Here is a 15754-nt window from a genome sequence, read left to right as displayed (position 1 = left end):
GAATCGCTTACAGTAAAGGTCGATACTCGTTTAGGACGCGCCCTTGTGATAAAATAAAATGGTATATCAAAAACATGGAAAGAGGTTTAAAGAATGGCTGAAAAGATTGATCGTCAAGAAGTTCAGCACGTGGCCAACTTGGCTAAACTGTCATTTGATGACCAGGCGCTTTCTAAGATCACTCCTCAATTGGAGGAAATCATCGGCTTGTTTACGGACCTACAAAAGGTTGATACGGATGGGGTCGAACCGATGTACTCCCCAACCACTGAAGTAAACGTGATGCGCGAAGATAAGGGGATCCGCAGCAATCAACGTGAAGCTTTGCTGAAGAACGCTCCTGACACTCAGGACGGCCTGATCAAGGTTCCTGCCATTATTGATGAAAGCGAGGACGGAGATAAATGAGTTTTTACAACACCAGTATTTCAGAACTGCACCAGCAGCTGGTAAACGGTGATGTTTCTGCTACCGACCTCGTTAAGCGCGCCTTTGACCGCATTGAAGAGACGGATGACAAGCTACAGGCCTTCCTGGCATTGAACAAGGAAGCTGCTCTGAAGCGGGCCGCTGAAATCGACAAGGCCGGAGTTGCCGATGACCAATTGCTTGCTGGGATTCCATTAGCAGTTAAGGACAACATCCTGACCAAGGGCTTAACGACGACGGCTGCTTCCAAGATTTTGGAAAACTTCAACCCCGTTTATGACGCTACGGTAGTTGAAAAGATCAAGCAGGCGGGTGCCATTAACGTTGGTAAGACGAACCTGGACGAATTTGCGATGGGTTCATCCACCGAAAACTCAGCCTTCAAGACTACTCACAACCCATGGAACCTGACCCGTGTTCCTGGTGGTTCATCTGGTGGTTCTGCTGCCGCTGTGGCCGCCGGTGATGTTTTGGGTGCATTTGGTACCGATACCGGTGGTTCAATTCGGATGCCAGCCTCATTCAACGGGATTGTCGGCATGAAGCCAACTTATGGCCGGGTTTCTCGTTGGGGTGTCATCGCCTTTGGTTCCAGCTTTGACCAAGTTGGCTGGTTAACTAAGAGCGTTAAGGATAACGCCATCCTGATGCAGGCAATCAGTGGCTTGGATAAGCATGATATGACTTCTGCCAACAAGGAAGTGCCGAACTGGGCCGCCTCCTTGGACAACGCTTCCGTCAAGGGTCTGCGGATTGCCGTTCCAGAAGAATATGTCAGCGACAAGCTGGATCCTGATGTTCGTGAAGTCGTTGAAGCAGCTCTGAAGCACTATGAATCTTTGGGTGCAACCATTGATACCGTTAAGATGCCGCACACGAAGTATGGTGTGCCAGCTTACTACATCCTGGCATCCTCTGAAGCATCGTCTAACTTGCAACGTTATGATGGGATTCGTTATGGTTTCCGTGCCAAGGATGTTAAGAACCTGGACGACGTTTACGTTCGCAGCCGGACGGAAGGCTTCGGTGAAGAAGTTAAGCGGCGGATCATGCTGGGGACCTTCTCCTTATCCGCTGGTTTCTACGATGCTTACTTCAACAAGGCCGCTAAGGTACGTCGCCTGATGGCTAACGACTTCTTCAACGTTTTGAAGGACCACGATGTCATCATGGGGGCTACGGGTGCCACTACTGCCTTTGAAATTGGCAGTGAAGTTGACGACCCAACCAAGATGTACTTCAACGATACCCTGACGGTGCCGGTTAACATGGCCGGTCTGCCAGCAATGTCCATTCCAGCTGGCTTTTCCAAGAAGGATGGGATGCCAGTTGGTCTGCAAATCATCGGTAAGCAGTTCGATGAACAAACGCTGTACAACACCGCTTATGTCTTTGAACAGACGACGGATGTTCATAAGCGCAACCCAAAGTTAGGAGGCCAAGACTAAGATGAACTTTCAAACAACAATTGGTCTTGAAGTCCACGTGGAGCTGAAAACCAAGTCCAAGATTTACAGTCCGTCACCGGTTGAATATGGTGATGAACCAAACCTGAACACCAACGTCATTGACTGGGGTTATCCCGGTACTTTGCCAACCTTGAACAAGGGCGTTGTCCGTGACGGGATCATGGCTGGCTTGGCTCTGCACGCCAACATTACCCACAAGATGCACTTCGACCGGAAGAACTACTTCTATCCTGACAACCCGAAGGCATACCAAATTACCCAATCCGACACGCCAATTGCAACGGATGGTTGGGTTGAAATTGAAGTTAAGGGTAAAAAGAAGAAGATCGGGATTGCCGAGATGCACATTGAAGAGGATGCCGGTAAGAACACTCACACCGGCAAGTACTCTTACGTTGACTTAAACCGTCAAGGCACGCCACTGATCGAAATTGTTTCCAAGCCCGACATTTCTTCTGCTGATGAAGCGGTGGCTTACCTGGAAGCCCTTCGTCAACGGATCCAGTTTACCGGAATCTCCGACGTTAAGATGGAAGAAGGATCGATGCGTGTCGACACCAACATCTCCATTCACCCATTCGGGACCGACAAGCTGGGTACCCGGACGGAAATGAAGAACATCAACTCCTTCAACTTTGTTAAGAATGCCCTGGAATACGAAGAGAAGCGGCAACAGCAGGTTATCCTGTCCGGCCACAGTGTCACTCAGGAAACCCGTCGTTACGATGAACCAACCAAGACCACCAAGGAAATGCGGTCTAAGGAAGGCAGTGACGACTACCGTTACTTCCCAGAACCAGATATTCCGCCGTTGGATGTTTCTGACGACTGGATCAACGAAATTAAGGCCGACATGCCGGAAATGCCAAATAGTCGGCGTGAACGTTACGTCAACGACCTTGGCTTGTCCAAGTACGACGCCGAAGTTCTGACCCAAACTAAGGAAATGTCCGACTTCTTCGATGCTGCCGTTAAGGAAGGCGGCGATCCAAAGCGGGTTGCCAACTACCTGATGAACGACGTCAACAGTTACCTGAACGATCAACAAGTTGACCTGCAGGATACCAAGCTGACTCCTGCTCACCTGGCAGGGATGGTTAAGTTGATCACCGATGGTACGATTTCTTCCAAGATGGCCAAGAAGGTCTTCAAGGGAATCATTGCCGGTGAAGATCCTGCTGAATACGCTAAGAGTCATAATTTGGTTCAACTGTCCGACCCAGCTCAGTTGCAGCCAATCATTGATGACGTGCTGGCCAATAACCAACAATCAATCGAAGACTTCAAGAATGGTAAGGACCGGGCTGTTGGCTACCTGGTCGGCCAGATCATGAAGCAGACGCGTGGTAAAGCCAACCCACAAGTGGTCAACAAATTATTGATGAAGTCACTGAATGCAAAATAGTAAGGAGGTCAGCCAGCAATGCGTAAGCGCGCACGGATAATTTACAACCCAGTTGCCGGACGTGAAGTCATGCACAACGATCTGGCTGATATTCTGGCGGTCTACGAACAAGCGGGCTATGAAACCAGCGCTTTTGCGACCACGCCGGCACCAAATTCTGCTCGTGACGAAGCGAATCGCTGTGCTAAAGAGGGCTTTGACCTGATCGTGGCGGCCGGTGGCGATGGTACCGTCAACCAAGTTATCAATGGCATTGCCGGTCTGAAAAAGCGGCCTCGTTTCGCCTTGATCCCAGCGGGGACGACCAACGACTATGCACGGGCACTGCGCATTCCACGGGAAGACCCGGTTGCAGCCGCTAAGGTGATTTTGAAGCCGGAGAACCACTTGCTGGTTGACATTGGTAAAGCCGGCAAGCATTACTTTATCAATATTGCCGCCGGTGGGACGTTGACCGAGTTGACTTACGATGTGTCTTCGCAGATCAAATCTTTATTTGGCTACCTGGCTTACTTTGCTAAAGGTGCTGAAATGTTACCACGGGTTAAGCCTGTTGAGATGGACATTCAATATGATGGCCATGAATTTCGCGGCAAGGCATCGACCATCTTCTTAGCTTTGACCAATTCTGTTGGTGGCTTTGAACAGATCGTGCCGGATGCAGCCTTGGACGACGGAATGTTTTCTCTTCTGATCGTCAAGGACTCCAGTATGGTTGGCTTGATGCAGCTGATGGCGAAAGCTTTGAAGGGTAACCACTTGAATGATCCGCGGGTGATTTATGCCAAAGCCAAGGACGTCAAAGTGACGCCATTGAGCAAGACCGATCGCTTGATGATCAACCTGGACGGGGAATACGGTGGCGATGCACCAATGGAATTTCATGCTTTGCATCAGCACCTGGACATTGTCGCCAACGTGGCTGCCATTCCTGATAAAGCAATCAGTGATATTTCACCTGACCTGCAAAAGGCCGAAGATGACTTTGTTCGTGGTGTTGGTCAAATTAAAGATGAGTAATAATCTATCTAGAAGTGCGGATGCTTTACTTTAAGCATGTCACCTGTTAAATAGAGATCGTAATACGAAAAGACCAGGTCTCCGGAGATCCCGGAGGCCTGGTTTTATTTAGCTATTCTTTAGCGAATTGTTTGATGTGTGATCGATTCCTTAAGCTTTGTCTTTGACCGTCCCTAAAATCAGGGAGACCACCAAAACTAAGACTACGGAGCCGATGATTGATGGGACTAATGCCATTCCGGCTAACTGAGGTCCCCAGGATCCCAGGATGCCTTCACCTAACACTGACCCTAACAGACCAGCGATGATGTTAGCGATCCAACCCATGGAACCGCCGCGACGGGTAATTGCACCCGCGATCAAACCGATAATCCCACCAACAATTAATACCCAAATCCAATGCATAAAATCATCACTTCCCTTTCTTTATTTTTCAGTCGATACAGTTTTGCTAACTGCCTAAGGCTCTCGGAAAGCCCCGTATTTGAACCTGTTAACGTTGCTAGTCATGATAATCAGTCCTTTCTTTGGCTGAATGGCTAGTAGCTTTTCGATGATTTAATATTACTATGCTTAACTCCCGATAACCACATTTTGACGATTGACTTAATATATTCCTAACCGCCCTTAAAGATTTCTAAATTCGGGCCCAAACTATATACAAAAGCGCCTGCATATGAATGAAAGCAGGCGCAAACTGTTTTACAATATAATTATTAAATGCGATGGAGGCAATTATGAAGGTTAAACTGCCGGTTAATAAGAATGAAAAGAAGACGGGTAAGGTGATTGACCTGACTTATCAGGGCAATGGGGTGATCAAAATCGACCATTACCCAATCTTCATTCCCAACGCTTTGCCGGGTGAAAAGATCACGTTTGTTGTCACCAAGGTCACTCGCCACTTCGCGTGGGGCCGCGTTTTGTCGTGGCAGAAGAAGAGCTCAGACCGGGTGGAACTGAAGGATCAGCGTTATCTGCAAACAGGAATTACGCCACTAGGTAACCTGAATTACGAAGCCCAATTGCGTTTTAAGCAGCACCAAATTAAGGAATTGCTGGACAAGGCTCACCTGGATGACATTAAAGTTTTGCCAACGATGGGGATGGCCAAACCATATCGTTACCGTAATAAGGCTCAGGTGCCGGTGAAGTTGATCAGGGGACAATTGGAAACGGGCTTTTACCGTCGTGGTAGTCATGACCTCGTCCCAATTGAGGATTATCTGATTCAGGATCCAGTCATTGATGCCACTATTTTGGCGGTGCGGAACCAGTTGCGTAAGTACCATATTCAACCATACGACGAACGGACTGGCCGCGGCTGCATTCGCACGGTGATGGTTCGGCGCGGTTACTACAGTCATGAAGTCATGGTGGTCTTGGTCACCAATACGAAGAAGTTGCCACATGCTGCGGACATTACGGCTGCTTTGGTAGAACAAGTGCCGGACTTGAAGACGGTGGTTCAGAATATTAATGATCAAAAGACGAATCGTCTGTTAGGGACCACCAACCACACACTGTTTGGGCCGGGGACGATTCAAGATCGCTTGTTAGGCATTAAATTCACCATTTCGCCATTATCCTTCTATCAAGTTAACCCGCAACAGACGGAACGACTTTACCAAACCGCAATCGCTAATGCCGGCCTGGATGGTAGCCAAACCGTGATCGATGCTTATTGTGGGATTGGGACCATCTCGTTAGCCGTTGCCCAGCATGCTAAGAAGGTTTACGGTGTCGAGATCGTGCCGGAAGCGATAGCGGATGCTAAGGAAAACGCTAAAAACAACCATATCGACAACACCGAATTTGTGGTGGGCAAAGCTGAAGAGCAGATGGCTAAGTGGCAAAAGGCAGGTCTGAAACCGGATGTGTTGATTGTTGACCCGCCACGCAAGGGCCTTGGTGAAGAACTGATCGAAGCTGCTGGTCAGATGGCGGTGCCAAAAATCATTTATGTGAGCTGCAATCCGGCCACGTTGGTCCGCGATATTCAGCGCTTCATGGATCAGGGTTACCATGTAACGAAGCCGATCCAGCCGGTTGACCAGTTTCCACAGACGACGCATGTTGAGTCTGTTACAGTCCTTGAACGTACAGAAAAATAGCCTATAAGCCGCGCTCTGACGGCATTTATAGGTGATTGAAAGTGTACTTTTTCCTTTCTGAACGATTGGAATTAGTACACTTTTTCTATTTGAAGCTGGCGGGTCGAGTGTTCTATGTCCTATTTCGATAGTCGAGTGTGCGAATGTCCAGTTTGGCAGGTTGTGTTGATTATGGTAGTGAAAGTAGAAGTGAGCCTTGATATGGTAGCGTTTGTGGTATGTACGAATCGGTCAGTTTGGTACCAAGGAGTGAGTTAACGAAAATAATATTGAATTTATGCTAATTCGGTTAAAATATCGAAAATTCGCAGGAGAGTTGTATACTCGACGTGTATGACAAAAATTATTCTTTTTTAAGGATAAATCAGCTATGCAAGAAATAAATGTTAATCATCATTTATCACAAATTTCAACTGAATATACAATCCATGAATTGAAGGTTGATACTATGGTCAGTCAAGCCGATTTAAAGTTGGAATAATCAGCAAAAATAAGTAAACGTTTTCAATAGTCTGCTACAATAGAGTATACTCAGTTGACCGACGTTGAAGTTATTCAACGCTTACTGGCTTTCAATGATGATCTTAAACAAGCTTATCGTTATTATCAGGACCTTATTCTCGCGATCAATCATCGTAGTAAGGATGAACTCAATCATTTACTCGCGATTAAATGGACCCAGCTTCCCCAATCACTTCAAAAAGTTCAACGGACTCTCCGGAGGCATCATAAAGAGATTATCACCAGCTTTAAATATGGTGACTACACGAATGGTCCAGTCGAAGGAACTAACAATAAGATCAAAGTTATTAAACGAACTGCTTATGGCTTTCGTAACTTCTTTAATTTTCGGGCTCGAATCCTGCTTGCCCTTCCTAACTCATACTTTGCCATCAACTGGAAGAATAAAAGAACAGCTCATGTCCAATCTCAGACACGAGCTGTTTGAAAAGTTATTCAAATTTTTCTATCAGTACTTCTTGACGAAGAGCCATAAAAAAGAACTGCTCCATCAAAAGCAGTTCTTCATAATATTAGACAAATTATTGTGGAACAACATTAGTCGCTTTAGGTCCTCGATCTTCTTGTTCAACATCGTAACTAACTTTTTGCCCTTCCTCAAGACTCTTAAAACCGTTAGTTTTAATTGATGAAAAGTGTACGAATACATCTTTACCATCTGAACCAGAGATAAACCCAAAGCCCTTATCAGCATTAAACCATTTTACAGTACCATTTTGCATATATATATCCTCCTAGGAATCAAACCAAAGTAACCAAATTGAATTAACATCTAAGAAAATAATAGATAGCAAAAATGAATGATACTTATAACTTCCTGATGTGTTAATCTGAATAATTTTAACACTTTAATTCGCTGTATGCAACCCTAAATAATTCAAGCGTACAGTTTTTCATATGACTATAATGATGTTCAATCGGAGTTGCTCAGTGTGATAAATAATTGGGTAAGTTCCTCAAAAGAGTTACAGTTACTGGTGGATGACTATTTGTTAACGGTTAACTACAGGTCGGTAATTGAAAATGATCTTGTCAATTATACACAAGGCATTGAGTCGTATTTTAGAAATGAACGTCTTACTTTGAGGGATAAAATAAACAAATTTATTGAGGAATTGCCTGAATCCTATAGAGAACTATTATCTGAACACGTTGGAAATACAGATGATTGGATTGGAAAGCTTGTAAGCACAAGGGTATTCCTTACACACGGAGATAGAGAAAATATGGCGGTATCTAATCCTTATAAGTTAGTGCAGATGACAAAAATATTCGGCTTTATGGTTAGAATCTTTATTTTACAAAAATTAGGGATAACCATTGATAAACCAAAGATACTTAATAAATTTAAGAATGTTTTAACTACTCATTACTATTAAGTAACACGAACTTACTGTAAATTAGGTTTAATAAAGATCAGAATGTTTAAAATAACACCCAATCCAAATAAGTGAGTGCCGAATACCCTAAATTTCATTTATTAATTCTAATAACCTCACCATCTTTGAACGTGAACTCCATGTAGCGTTTGAAGATGGTGATTTTTTCTACTAAGCGGCGAACCAGTTGTTCATCAAAATCTACCAATCCATATTTGTGTAATTCGACCAGTTTGTTGATTTCATCGATACTATGAAGTGTTGTTTGCTTGTCAGTTTCACGACTCTGTACTTTTTCTTTTTGTTTGCGAAGGTCCATAATTTGTTGGGTTAGCGCATCACAATCCTGGTGTTGGTTGGCAGCTTGAATCAATTTCATCTGCACTTTTTCCAGCTGGTGGTCGATTTGATCAAGTGTTGGTCCTTTGGAGTTCTCGATGACCTTCATGACGTTGGCCTTGATTTGTTTGTTGGCTAACTCATGCCCTTCAATGAGCTGGTTAAAAGCCTCAATAGTAGCTTCTTTTAGAAGGGGTTCTTTAACGTTTCGAATCATACACCGCCGGCCAGTTTTGCTTCTCTTTATTCGACTGGCGCAGCGCCAGACTGCTACCTTTTCTGGTCGATACCACATGTTCCGTTGGAGAATATCACCGCATTTACCACAAAATAATTTTTGAGAGAAGCAATATTTGCCGTTAAGTCGCCGATGTTTCCCGTTTTTAGTGGTGATCCCGTTACGCCGCTGTTTGATAATCTGCTGAACTTGCATGAACACCGATTTGGGAATAATCGCCGGATGATCATTTTCCACATAATACTGGGGCATAATGCCGTTATTCTTGACGCGTTTCTTGCTCAGAAAATCAACAGTGTAAGTCTTTTGCAATAGAGCATCACCCATGTATTTCTCATTCTTTAGAATTTTTGAAACACCGCTGGATTGCCAGTTCTTTGTTTTACCACCAGTTAAAATACCATCAGCTTTGAGTGAGTCCGCGATTTGCTTCATACTCATCCCGTTTAGATAACTATAGAAGATCCGTTTGATGACTTTAGCTTCTTCCGGTTCAATTACCAGATTACCCTGAGCATCCTTGGTATAGCCGAGAAAATGATTATGGTTGACGAAGACCTTACCTTGTTGGTAGCGGTACTGGATTCCCATTTTAACGTTTTGCGATAGGGACTCACTTTCTTGCTGGGCAAGAGAAGCCATGATGGTAATCAGCACCTCACCTTTGGCATCCATGGTGTTGATGTTCTCTTTTTCAAAGAAGATGGCCACATTGATGGCTTTTAAGTCTCGGATATACTTCAAACAATCAATGGTATTTCGAGCAAACCGGCTAATTGATTTAGTGACGATCAGGTCAATTTTACCGGCTTTGCAGGCTGCAATCATCTGGTTAAATTGTTCCCGCTTCTTAGTGTTAGTCCCTGAGATTCCATCATCGGCGTAGATACCTGCAAACTCCCAGGTTGGTTCTTTTTGAATTAATTCTTTATAGTGAGCCACCTGAGTTTCATATGAACTGGCTTGTTCATCATAATCAGTCGAAACCCGGCAGTAGGCCGCCACTCGGAGCTGTTCAAATGGTAGTCTATTTTTTTGCGGTTGAACGCTATTGCCTTTTTGCTGATGAGCGGGGATAATCCTCACTTTACCCAATTAAATCACCTTCACTCTCGATAATACTGTACAAATATTCTGCTTGTTTGATTGGATCGTTGTAACGTTGTTTGATGATGTCACGGTAAAAGTGTTTCTCAATAGTAGCGGCTTTATTCAGCTTTTCGGGTAGTGACAGTCCGCACTTCAAGTTAAAAGTTGCTTCGTTTGAACTGTTTACCACCACCTGTCGGACAAATTCCTGAAATAGGGTGCCGTCAAATTCTGTTAGCATTTGGCCTTGCTGGCACCAACGCAACAAGGCACGAACATCCTCAAAGTTATTTGCTGAATCAGTATTTTGACCATTAAGCTGTTTAATCTTCTCCCGACATTGATAGGTATCTTGTTCGAGCTTCGCAGTTTGGTTGACGTAGATCGCTTTATCTAGTAAGCTGGCATGCATCAATTCGGTGAGCGTTTCAGCTTTGTGGTCATTTGTTTTGATTTGCTTAGTTAAAGAAATCAGTTGACCATCGCTATTGGCATTAGCTTCTTCTTTCAGGCCTTCTAACAATGGCCGCAGTAAGAACTTCTCACTGTAAACTAGCTTATTTATTATATTGCAGAAGGCAGCTTCCAAACTTTTTTCACTGACTGCTTTAACTGGACACTGTTGAGCTGACTTCAAATGTTGCTGGCAGGCCCAGCAGATTTTATGCGGCCTCGTTTGTCGCTTGAAAACTGTACCGCAATAGCCGCAGGTGATCTTTCCAGAAAAAAGATAATGTTGTTGATACTTATGGCTACCAACTTCAATGTGGTGCTTTTGTGCTGCTTCCTTAATCAATACTTGAGCCCGATGGTAAGATCTATGATTAATCAGACTTGGGTGATGATCCTCAATTAGGTATTGGGTTATTTCGCCTTGATTAAAGTGACGGTGATATTGATCGTCACGGTAGGTTTTCTGGCAAAGCATGTCACCGGTGTAATTGATATTTCGTAAAATATTGATCACAGTGATGCTGCGCCATTGTCCGCCACGCTTTGTCGGCACCTGCTTTTGATTTAATTTTTTAGCTATTTGGCTGGCTGATATGCCACTTAAAAAGCGTTGAAAGACTTGTCGTACAGTCTTGGCTTCAGTATGGTTGATGACTAAGTTGCCATCTTTAATTGAATAGCCATAGGGTGCTGAAGATACGTGGAACTTACCACTAGCAAATCGTTGCCTGATCGCCCAACGCAAATTACCTGCCGTCGAGTGGGATTCGTCTTGGGCAAGGCTGCTGAAGATGGACAAGAATAATTCACTGGCCATCTCTCCGGTATTAATGTGTTCCTTCTCAAAGATGATTGGGATATTTAATTGCTGCAGTTCTCGAACGATTTCCAGACAGTCAGTTGTGTTCCGCGATAAACGGCTGATTGACTTGGTAACTACAAGATCAATCCGGTGATTACGACAATCTGTCAGCAGTTCTTTTAGGGCATTGCGCTTGGTTAATTTAGTTCCAGAGATGCCTTCATCATAGTAGATCTTAGCCAGCTCCCAATTGGGGTGGTTGTTAATGTACTTTTGATAATGGGAACGCTGATTTTCAAGACTTTCAAGTTGTTCGATATTATCAGTGGAAACTCGACAATAGGCCGCCACACGGAGTTGTTTGACATCACGTTGGTAACCTTGAATTTTGGTAATGGTTGACATGACATTCCTCCTTTCATCAGTGTGGTATGTTAGCTCTAGAACCTTGATGTATCAACATTTCCAGGGCCTAATAGTGGTGAAAATGATTGCTTGTTTAAGGTATCGATTTGGTTGAATTCATCAGGCGTGATTAAGCCCTTTTTAAGTAGCTCCTGAATAATTTGCCGCGATTGCTGATAGTGCAAGTCGTTCATGAGTTGTTCAGAGTTAATTTTGTTGCTAGCTTGTTGCAGTGGTTGATGAGTCACTGATTGTACTTTTTTTGCCATGTTTAATTACCTCCACTGATAAGCCAGGAAAAGTGGAAAAGTAAACCATGGTAAAATAAAAAAGCTGGCAGAAAACCAGCTAAAAGTTGAAAAATCAAGATAGATTAGATATGATTGTAAATGAAAAGAGAGCAACGAGTTGCCCCTCGTTACCCTCAAACGCAGTTCAGGTGACTGAAGGATGGCTAACCATTATGGTTAGCTTTTTTTATTATCGCGTAGGCTTTAGCACAGTCAATGACTAGCTGGCCAATTGCCACTCCTCCAGTCTTTTCCTAAATAACATGACTTTCACCTCCGCAGTTCAGATTATTTGAGGGGTGTGTAGCCACGTTAACTGCTAAGCCTTCCATAATGGGAGCGACCCATCAATTCCAGCCTAATGATAGTTTATCACAGGAACCACAAAAAGCCTGTATGTCGTAGTCCATGGGTATAAATTAGAATGGTGGTTGATTAACAAGTTTTTGAGTTTGAATTGAAATCATAATCAGCTTGTTTCAGACAGGTAATTTTTCCTTTCCATAGTCCCAGGATCCTCGGATAACTTCTCGATTAATTTGGTCGCCTGACTCACGATTTTAACTTTTTTCTGAGTCACTGGTTAGTTGTAACCGGTAGACGTTAAAAACCTGATTATTTTTCGCCATATGTTGAGAATGAATCCGGTAAATTAAGTGATGAAAGTTCAAAAGTAGTTATCTGATTCTGCCTGATTATCTTGATCATTTAGTGAATTTTTCTGTTGTGTCGTTACTATAGTCGAATTTTGAAACTAACCTTAACGTTTTTAATTAAATGGCTACAGCGCAATTAAGCCTTGTCACGTTAAAACGATGGCTTTTATGATTCGGGATGGTTTAAAATGGCTTGAGATTGTTAGATGAAAAATATGAAATGTTAGGTTAAGACAGGAGTTATTGAATTGATTTCTGAAGTACCACATTCAAAGGCAGTTGTTATTTTGGTTCACGGAATGCAGGAGTATAGTGACCGTTATGCTGACTTCTGCAAATATTTAAATGACCACGGCTACACTAGTATTCGCTATGACCTGTTAGGACACGGAAAAAAGCTGGACGCTCAACAACGCGGCTACTTTGGCAAGCATGGCTGGCGTAACCTGTTAGAGCAGCTTCATCAGTATGTTCAACAGGCTCATGCGCAATTTCCCGGACAGCACATTATTTTGTTCGGCCATTCCATGGGATCCATTCTTATTCGCAGTTATCTGCAACGTTACCAGGATTTTGACGGCATGATTTTATCGGGTGTACCTTATTACAATCCATTATGGCGGGTAGGCAAACTGCTCAGTAATACGATCATTCATTTTAGAGGTGGTCACCGGACAAGCAGGTTGTTGGCAAAACTAACAACAGGTGGCTTCAACAAGAAGGTCAGTCATCCTTTAACAAAGTTTGACTGGTTATCCCATGATCGATCGAATGTGCAATCTTATATTCATGACGCAGCGTGTGGCTTTCCGTTCACCAATCAAGGCTATAGCGATTTATATGATGGTATGGGCGAACTAGGCAGGTTACGTCATTTCACGAGCAAGCATCCGGTGCCGGTCTTGTTTCTCAAAGGCGCGGATGATCCCTGTGCAGGCAATCGGTCAGAAGTTAAAAGCTCCATTGATATGCTGAAAAACGCCGGGTATCGCGATTTGACGCTTAAAATCTATCAAAAAATGCGTCACGAGATCCTCTTTGAGAAGAACGCACACGTCGTTAAGAAAGACATTGTCAATTGGCTCGACCAGCGATTTTCATAGGCCATAATGTTACGTTACCTTTTTTCGAGGGTGTAGTTTTCGAGACCTGGCAATATATTGAGATTATTTAGCAGCTAAGCTCATCAACTTTATGTTGGTGACTGGCTGCTTTTTTATTATCCTAATTTGGGTATGTCAAACGTCATCAAAGCCATAATTTTAAATGCTAAATACTCACGTCAACGTCTTAGCTTTTTGTAAGCAATTTAATTGCAAGATCGATGGTAACTTTATAGACTAAATTCGTTAACAATAGGTGAGAGGAACTACGAGTAGTACTTGGAAACCATTAGTATAATGATCTTGACTACACGTTATCGAATAGCTACTCTGAATACGTTTACAAATCAATCTATTTTGTATAAGAATGGAGAGTGAACTATGGATATACGAAAACTTACTACACAAAGGCGTATCCAAGCCGGCCTAATAGAATTACTGAATGAAAAGAGTTTTGCAATGTGCACAGTTTCTGACATTCTTTCAGTTGCTCAAGTCAGCAAGAAGACTTTTTATATTTACTACTCTGACAAATTTGCATTGGTAAAGGAGATCGAAGACAACTTAATTCATGGCTTAAGAAAGTCGCTTAAAGAAGATCGCCAAGAACTATCGCACCTTAAAAAATATCCACTTGCAAAACTTGATGAACTGGCTGATGATTCTTTTGATCACACGATTGCCTTTTGTGATCAGAACAAAACCTGGTTTTCGAATCTATTATCATCAAATGGAGATATCAGATTCCTTAATCGAATTTATAAGCTAGGTAGTGAAGAAGTTACAAAACGATTGCCATATTATTTTGGGGCATCATATGACGAAATAAAGGCAAACGATTCAAATGTTTTTTCTGCAGTGAAAATTCTCTATTCTCATTTAATCATCGATCTAACTTGTTTCTGGATGGCCAATAGTCAGATAATGAGCATTGTTGAAGTAAAATCACTGATTAATATTATTCAAACGCAACCATTCGTTAAACTAATGGCATATTGCAGGCAAACACTCCCTTGCTCTTAATACTTAAAGTGATAATTAGATGAAATTATTATTTTTATACATATAATATTTGATAGCACCTTACATAAGTCATTTGATTGACTGAGTAAGGTGCTTTTGTTGTGTACATAATACACATTGAGTATCTTATCTTCCCTTTGAGTGATTTTTTATTCAACCACTTTATGAATTTTAATACACTGATGAAGATTAGTGAGGTGAAGATTTGATGCTTACAAGAGTACCTTTTCATGACAAGAGAATTGAGATTCACAAATTAGCCGATATGTATAAAACATCAGTTGATGAAATAAGGTTTCGCTACAGACATGGTTGTCGAAATGATAATTTGGTGGTTAAACATATCAATAAAGAATCACCTTATAGTTTTATAACGTTTAACAATAAAGAAATGACAAGAAAAGAATTTATGACAGAGTATCCACATTTAGATATTTCCAAAATTAATAAAAAGCACGAAAAGTAAAATTACGTTCATATATAATTTCTGCTTTGAAATGTTCCATCCTGGTTAGATTTCAATCTAGCAGGGTGGGGCTTTTTTGTATATAAAGTGGATGGTTTTAACCCTGTTTACTCAAAATCTGAACTTGCTTTATATCACCAAGGAAAAACTCTTGATCCACTGGTTGAACGATACCTTAAAGCTTTGCAAACTGCCGACACAGTAATTTTTATTACCCCGATTTGGTGGAATTCAATACCGGGAATGTTGAAGGGCTTTATCGACAAAGTAATGAAAGAGGGACCAGGACGCTCGCATGTTGTCACCAGAACTGGAGTGAAAGGTCTTTTGTCGAATGTAAAGCATTGTTATGTCCTGACTACTTCAACTTCGCCAACTTGGTACTTGCGTTTCTTTTGTGGCAATGCAATTCAAAAGATTTTTATTAATAAAACATTGCATCAACTTGGATTCCACCGATGCAAATGGCTGAATTTTGGTGGGATTTCTAGTTCATCTGAACTTAAGCGCAAACGTTACCTCACAAAGTTAAAGGAATATTCATTCAACTAG

15 protein-coding genes and 1 pseudogene are annotated in these 15754 nt (G+C 42.6%); 11 read left to right on the top strand and 5 right to left on the bottom strand.

Going from position 1 to position 15754, the window contains the following annotated elements; genetic code table 11:
- Nucleotides 1-93 precede the first annotated feature (93 nt).
- Genes gatC through IV45_RS05420 form a run of 4 tightly spaced genes read left to right on the top strand, consistent with a single transcriptional unit; the run spans nucleotide 94 to nucleotide 4323 of the window.
- Nucleotides 94-408: an Asp-tRNA(Asn)/Glu-tRNA(Gln) amidotransferase subunit GatC gene (gene gatC / locus IV45_RS05435; protein ID WP_057741394.1), complete on the top strand. Its 315-nt coding sequence runs from the start codon at nucleotides 94-96 to the stop codon at nucleotides 406-408.
- Nucleotides 405-1877 carry an Asp-tRNA(Asn)/Glu-tRNA(Gln) amidotransferase subunit GatA gene (gatA, locus tag IV45_RS05430; RefSeq protein ID WP_057741392.1) on the top strand — a complete coding sequence of 491 codons (1473 nt, stop codon included), beginning with the start codon at nucleotides 405-407 and terminating at the stop codon, nucleotides 1875-1877. The genes gatC and gatA overlap by 4 nt, the downstream gene beginning before the upstream one ends.
- Before the next feature lies 1 nt (nucleotide 1878).
- A complete protein-coding gene (gatB, locus tag IV45_RS05425) occupies nucleotides 1879-3303 on the top strand; it encodes an Asp-tRNA(Asn)/Glu-tRNA(Gln) amidotransferase subunit GatB (protein ID WP_057741390.1) in 1425 nt (474 codons plus the stop codon).
- A gap of 18 nt (nucleotides 3304-3321) precedes the next feature.
- On the top strand, nucleotides 3322-4323 hold the full coding sequence (locus IV45_RS05420; protein ID WP_057741389.1) for a diacylglycerol kinase: 1002 nt from the start codon (nucleotides 3322-3324) through the stop codon (nucleotides 4321-4323).
- 150 nt (nucleotides 4324-4473) lie between these two features.
- Here the strand turns inward: IV45_RS05420 and IV45_RS05415 are convergent, their stop codons facing one another.
- The gene (locus tag IV45_RS05415) at nucleotides 4474-4728 is read right to left on the bottom strand and encodes a GlsB/YeaQ/YmgE family stress response membrane protein (RefSeq protein WP_057741387.1); all 255 of its coding nucleotides are present in this window, start codon (nucleotides 4726-4728) and stop codon (nucleotides 4474-4476) included.
- A gap of 332 nt (nucleotides 4729-5060) precedes the next feature.
- Here IV45_RS05415 and rlmD point away from each other — a divergent pair, with 332 nt between their 5' ends.
- The gene (gene rlmD / locus IV45_RS05410; RefSeq protein ID WP_083487277.1) at nucleotides 5061-6437 is read left to right on the top strand and encodes a 23S rRNA (uracil(1939)-C(5))-methyltransferase RlmD; all 1377 of its coding nucleotides are present in this window, start codon (nucleotides 5061-5063) and stop codon (nucleotides 6435-6437) included.
- Between the two features lie 526 nt (nucleotides 6438-6963).
- Nucleotides 6964-7386, top strand: a pseudogene (locus IV45_RS07800) (ISL3 family transposase); the annotation flags it as partial.
- A gap of 94 nt (nucleotides 7387-7480) precedes the next feature.
- Here IV45_RS07800 and IV45_RS05400 read toward each other — a convergent pair.
- Nucleotides 7481-7681, bottom strand: a complete 201-nt coding sequence (locus tag IV45_RS05400; protein ID WP_057741383.1) for a cold-shock protein — start codon at nucleotides 7679-7681, stop codon at nucleotides 7481-7483.
- A gap of 210 nt (nucleotides 7682-7891) precedes the next feature.
- Here IV45_RS05400 and IV45_RS05395 point away from each other — a divergent pair, with 210 nt between their 5' ends.
- Complete coding sequence (locus tag IV45_RS05395) at nucleotides 7892-8338, top strand: HEPN domain-containing protein (protein ID WP_003674720.1); 447 nt, start codon at nucleotides 7892-7894, stop codon at nucleotides 8336-8338.
- 94 nt (nucleotides 8339-8432) lie between these two features.
- Here the strand turns inward: IV45_RS05395 and IV45_RS05390 are convergent, their stop codons facing one another.
- The 3 genes from IV45_RS05390 to IV45_RS05380 are packed head-to-tail and all read right to left on the bottom strand — an operon-like array spanning nucleotide 8433 to nucleotide 11933.
- The gene (locus IV45_RS05390; RefSeq protein ID WP_057741382.1) at nucleotides 8433-10010 is read right to left on the bottom strand and encodes a recombinase family protein; all 1578 of its coding nucleotides are present in this window, start codon (nucleotides 10008-10010) and stop codon (nucleotides 8433-8435) included.
- Nucleotides 10003-11664, bottom strand: coding sequence for a recombinase family protein (locus IV45_RS05385; protein ID WP_057741380.1), 1662 nt, complete (start codon nucleotides 11662-11664; stop codon nucleotides 10003-10005). The genes IV45_RS05390 and IV45_RS05385 overlap by 8 nt, the downstream gene beginning before the upstream one ends.
- A 35-nt stretch (nucleotides 11665-11699) precedes the next feature.
- Nucleotides 11700-11933: an SHOCT domain-containing protein gene (locus IV45_RS05380; protein WP_057741378.1), complete on the bottom strand. Its 234-nt coding sequence runs from the start codon at nucleotides 11931-11933 to the stop codon at nucleotides 11700-11702.
- A 925-nt stretch (nucleotides 11934-12858) separates the two neighbouring features.
- Between IV45_RS05380 and IV45_RS05375 the strand changes: the two genes are divergently transcribed.
- The 4 genes from IV45_RS05375 to IV45_RS07795 all read left to right on the top strand — a co-directional run bounded on the left by IV45_RS05375 (nucleotide 12859) and on the right by IV45_RS07795 (nucleotide 15754).
- Nucleotides 12859-13713 carry an alpha/beta fold hydrolase gene (locus IV45_RS05375; RefSeq protein WP_057741377.1) on the top strand — a complete coding sequence of 285 codons (855 nt, stop codon included), beginning with the start codon at nucleotides 12859-12861 and terminating at the stop codon, nucleotides 13711-13713.
- A 381-nt stretch (nucleotides 13714-14094) separates the two neighbouring features.
- Nucleotides 14095-14736 (top strand): TetR/AcrR family transcriptional regulator, encoded by a 642-nt coding sequence (locus IV45_RS05370; RefSeq protein ID WP_057741375.1) that lies wholly within the window; start codon nucleotides 14095-14097, stop codon nucleotides 14734-14736.
- A gap of 208 nt (nucleotides 14737-14944) precedes the next feature.
- Nucleotides 14945-15202 carry a hypothetical protein gene (locus IV45_RS05365; protein WP_083487276.1) on the top strand — a complete coding sequence of 86 codons (258 nt, stop codon included), beginning with the start codon at nucleotides 14945-14947 and terminating at the stop codon, nucleotides 15200-15202.
- A gap of 87 nt (nucleotides 15203-15289) precedes the next feature.
- The gene (locus IV45_RS07795; protein ID WP_083487275.1) at nucleotides 15290-15754 is read left to right on the top strand and encodes an NAD(P)H-dependent oxidoreductase; all 465 of its coding nucleotides are present in this window, start codon (nucleotides 15290-15292) and stop codon (nucleotides 15752-15754) included.

The organism is Limosilactobacillus secaliphilus (assembly GCF_001437055.1).
In the GTDB taxonomy this organism is placed as follows: domain Bacteria; phylum Bacillota; class Bacilli; order Lactobacillales; family Lactobacillaceae; genus Limosilactobacillus; species Limosilactobacillus secaliphilus.
This window is presented reverse-complemented; position numbering and strand designations above follow the sequence as displayed.

Coding starts and splice junctions, on each gene's coding strand:
- gatC (WP_057741394.1), top strand. CDS start 94: ATGGCTGAAAAGATTGATCGTCAAGAAGTTCAGCACGTGGCCAACTTG.
- gatA (WP_057741392.1), top strand. CDS start 405: ATGAGTTTTTACAACACCAGTATTTCAGAACTGCACCAGCAGCTGGTA.
- gatB (WP_057741390.1), top strand. CDS start 1,879: ATGAACTTTCAAACAACAATTGGTCTTGAAGTCCACGTGGAGCTGAAA.
- IV45_RS05420 (WP_057741389.1), top strand. CDS start 3,322: ATGCGTAAGCGCGCACGGATAATTTACAACCCAGTTGCCGGACGTGAA.
- IV45_RS05415 (WP_057741387.1), bottom strand. CDS start 4,728: ATGCATTGGATTTGGGTATTAATTGTTGGTGGGATTATCGGTTTGATC.
- rlmD (WP_083487277.1), top strand. CDS start 5,061: ATGAAGGTTAAACTGCCGGTTAATAAGAATGAAAAGAAGACGGGTAAG.
- IV45_RS05400 (WP_057741383.1), bottom strand. CDS start 7,681: ATGCAAAATGGTACTGTAAAATGGTTTAATGCTGATAAGGGCTTTGGG.
- IV45_RS05385 (WP_057741380.1), bottom strand. CDS start 11,664: ATGTCAACCATTACCAAAATTCAAGGTTACCAACGTGATGTCAAACAA.
- IV45_RS05380 (WP_057741378.1), bottom strand. CDS start 11,933: ATGGCAAAAAAAGTACAATCAGTGACTCATCAACCACTGCAACAAGCT.
- IV45_RS05370 (WP_057741375.1), top strand. CDS start 14,095: ATGGATATACGAAAACTTACTACACAAAGGCGTATCCAAGCCGGCCTA.
- IV45_RS05365 (WP_083487276.1), top strand. CDS start 14,945: ATGCTTACAAGAGTACCTTTTCATGACAAGAGAATTGAGATTCACAAA.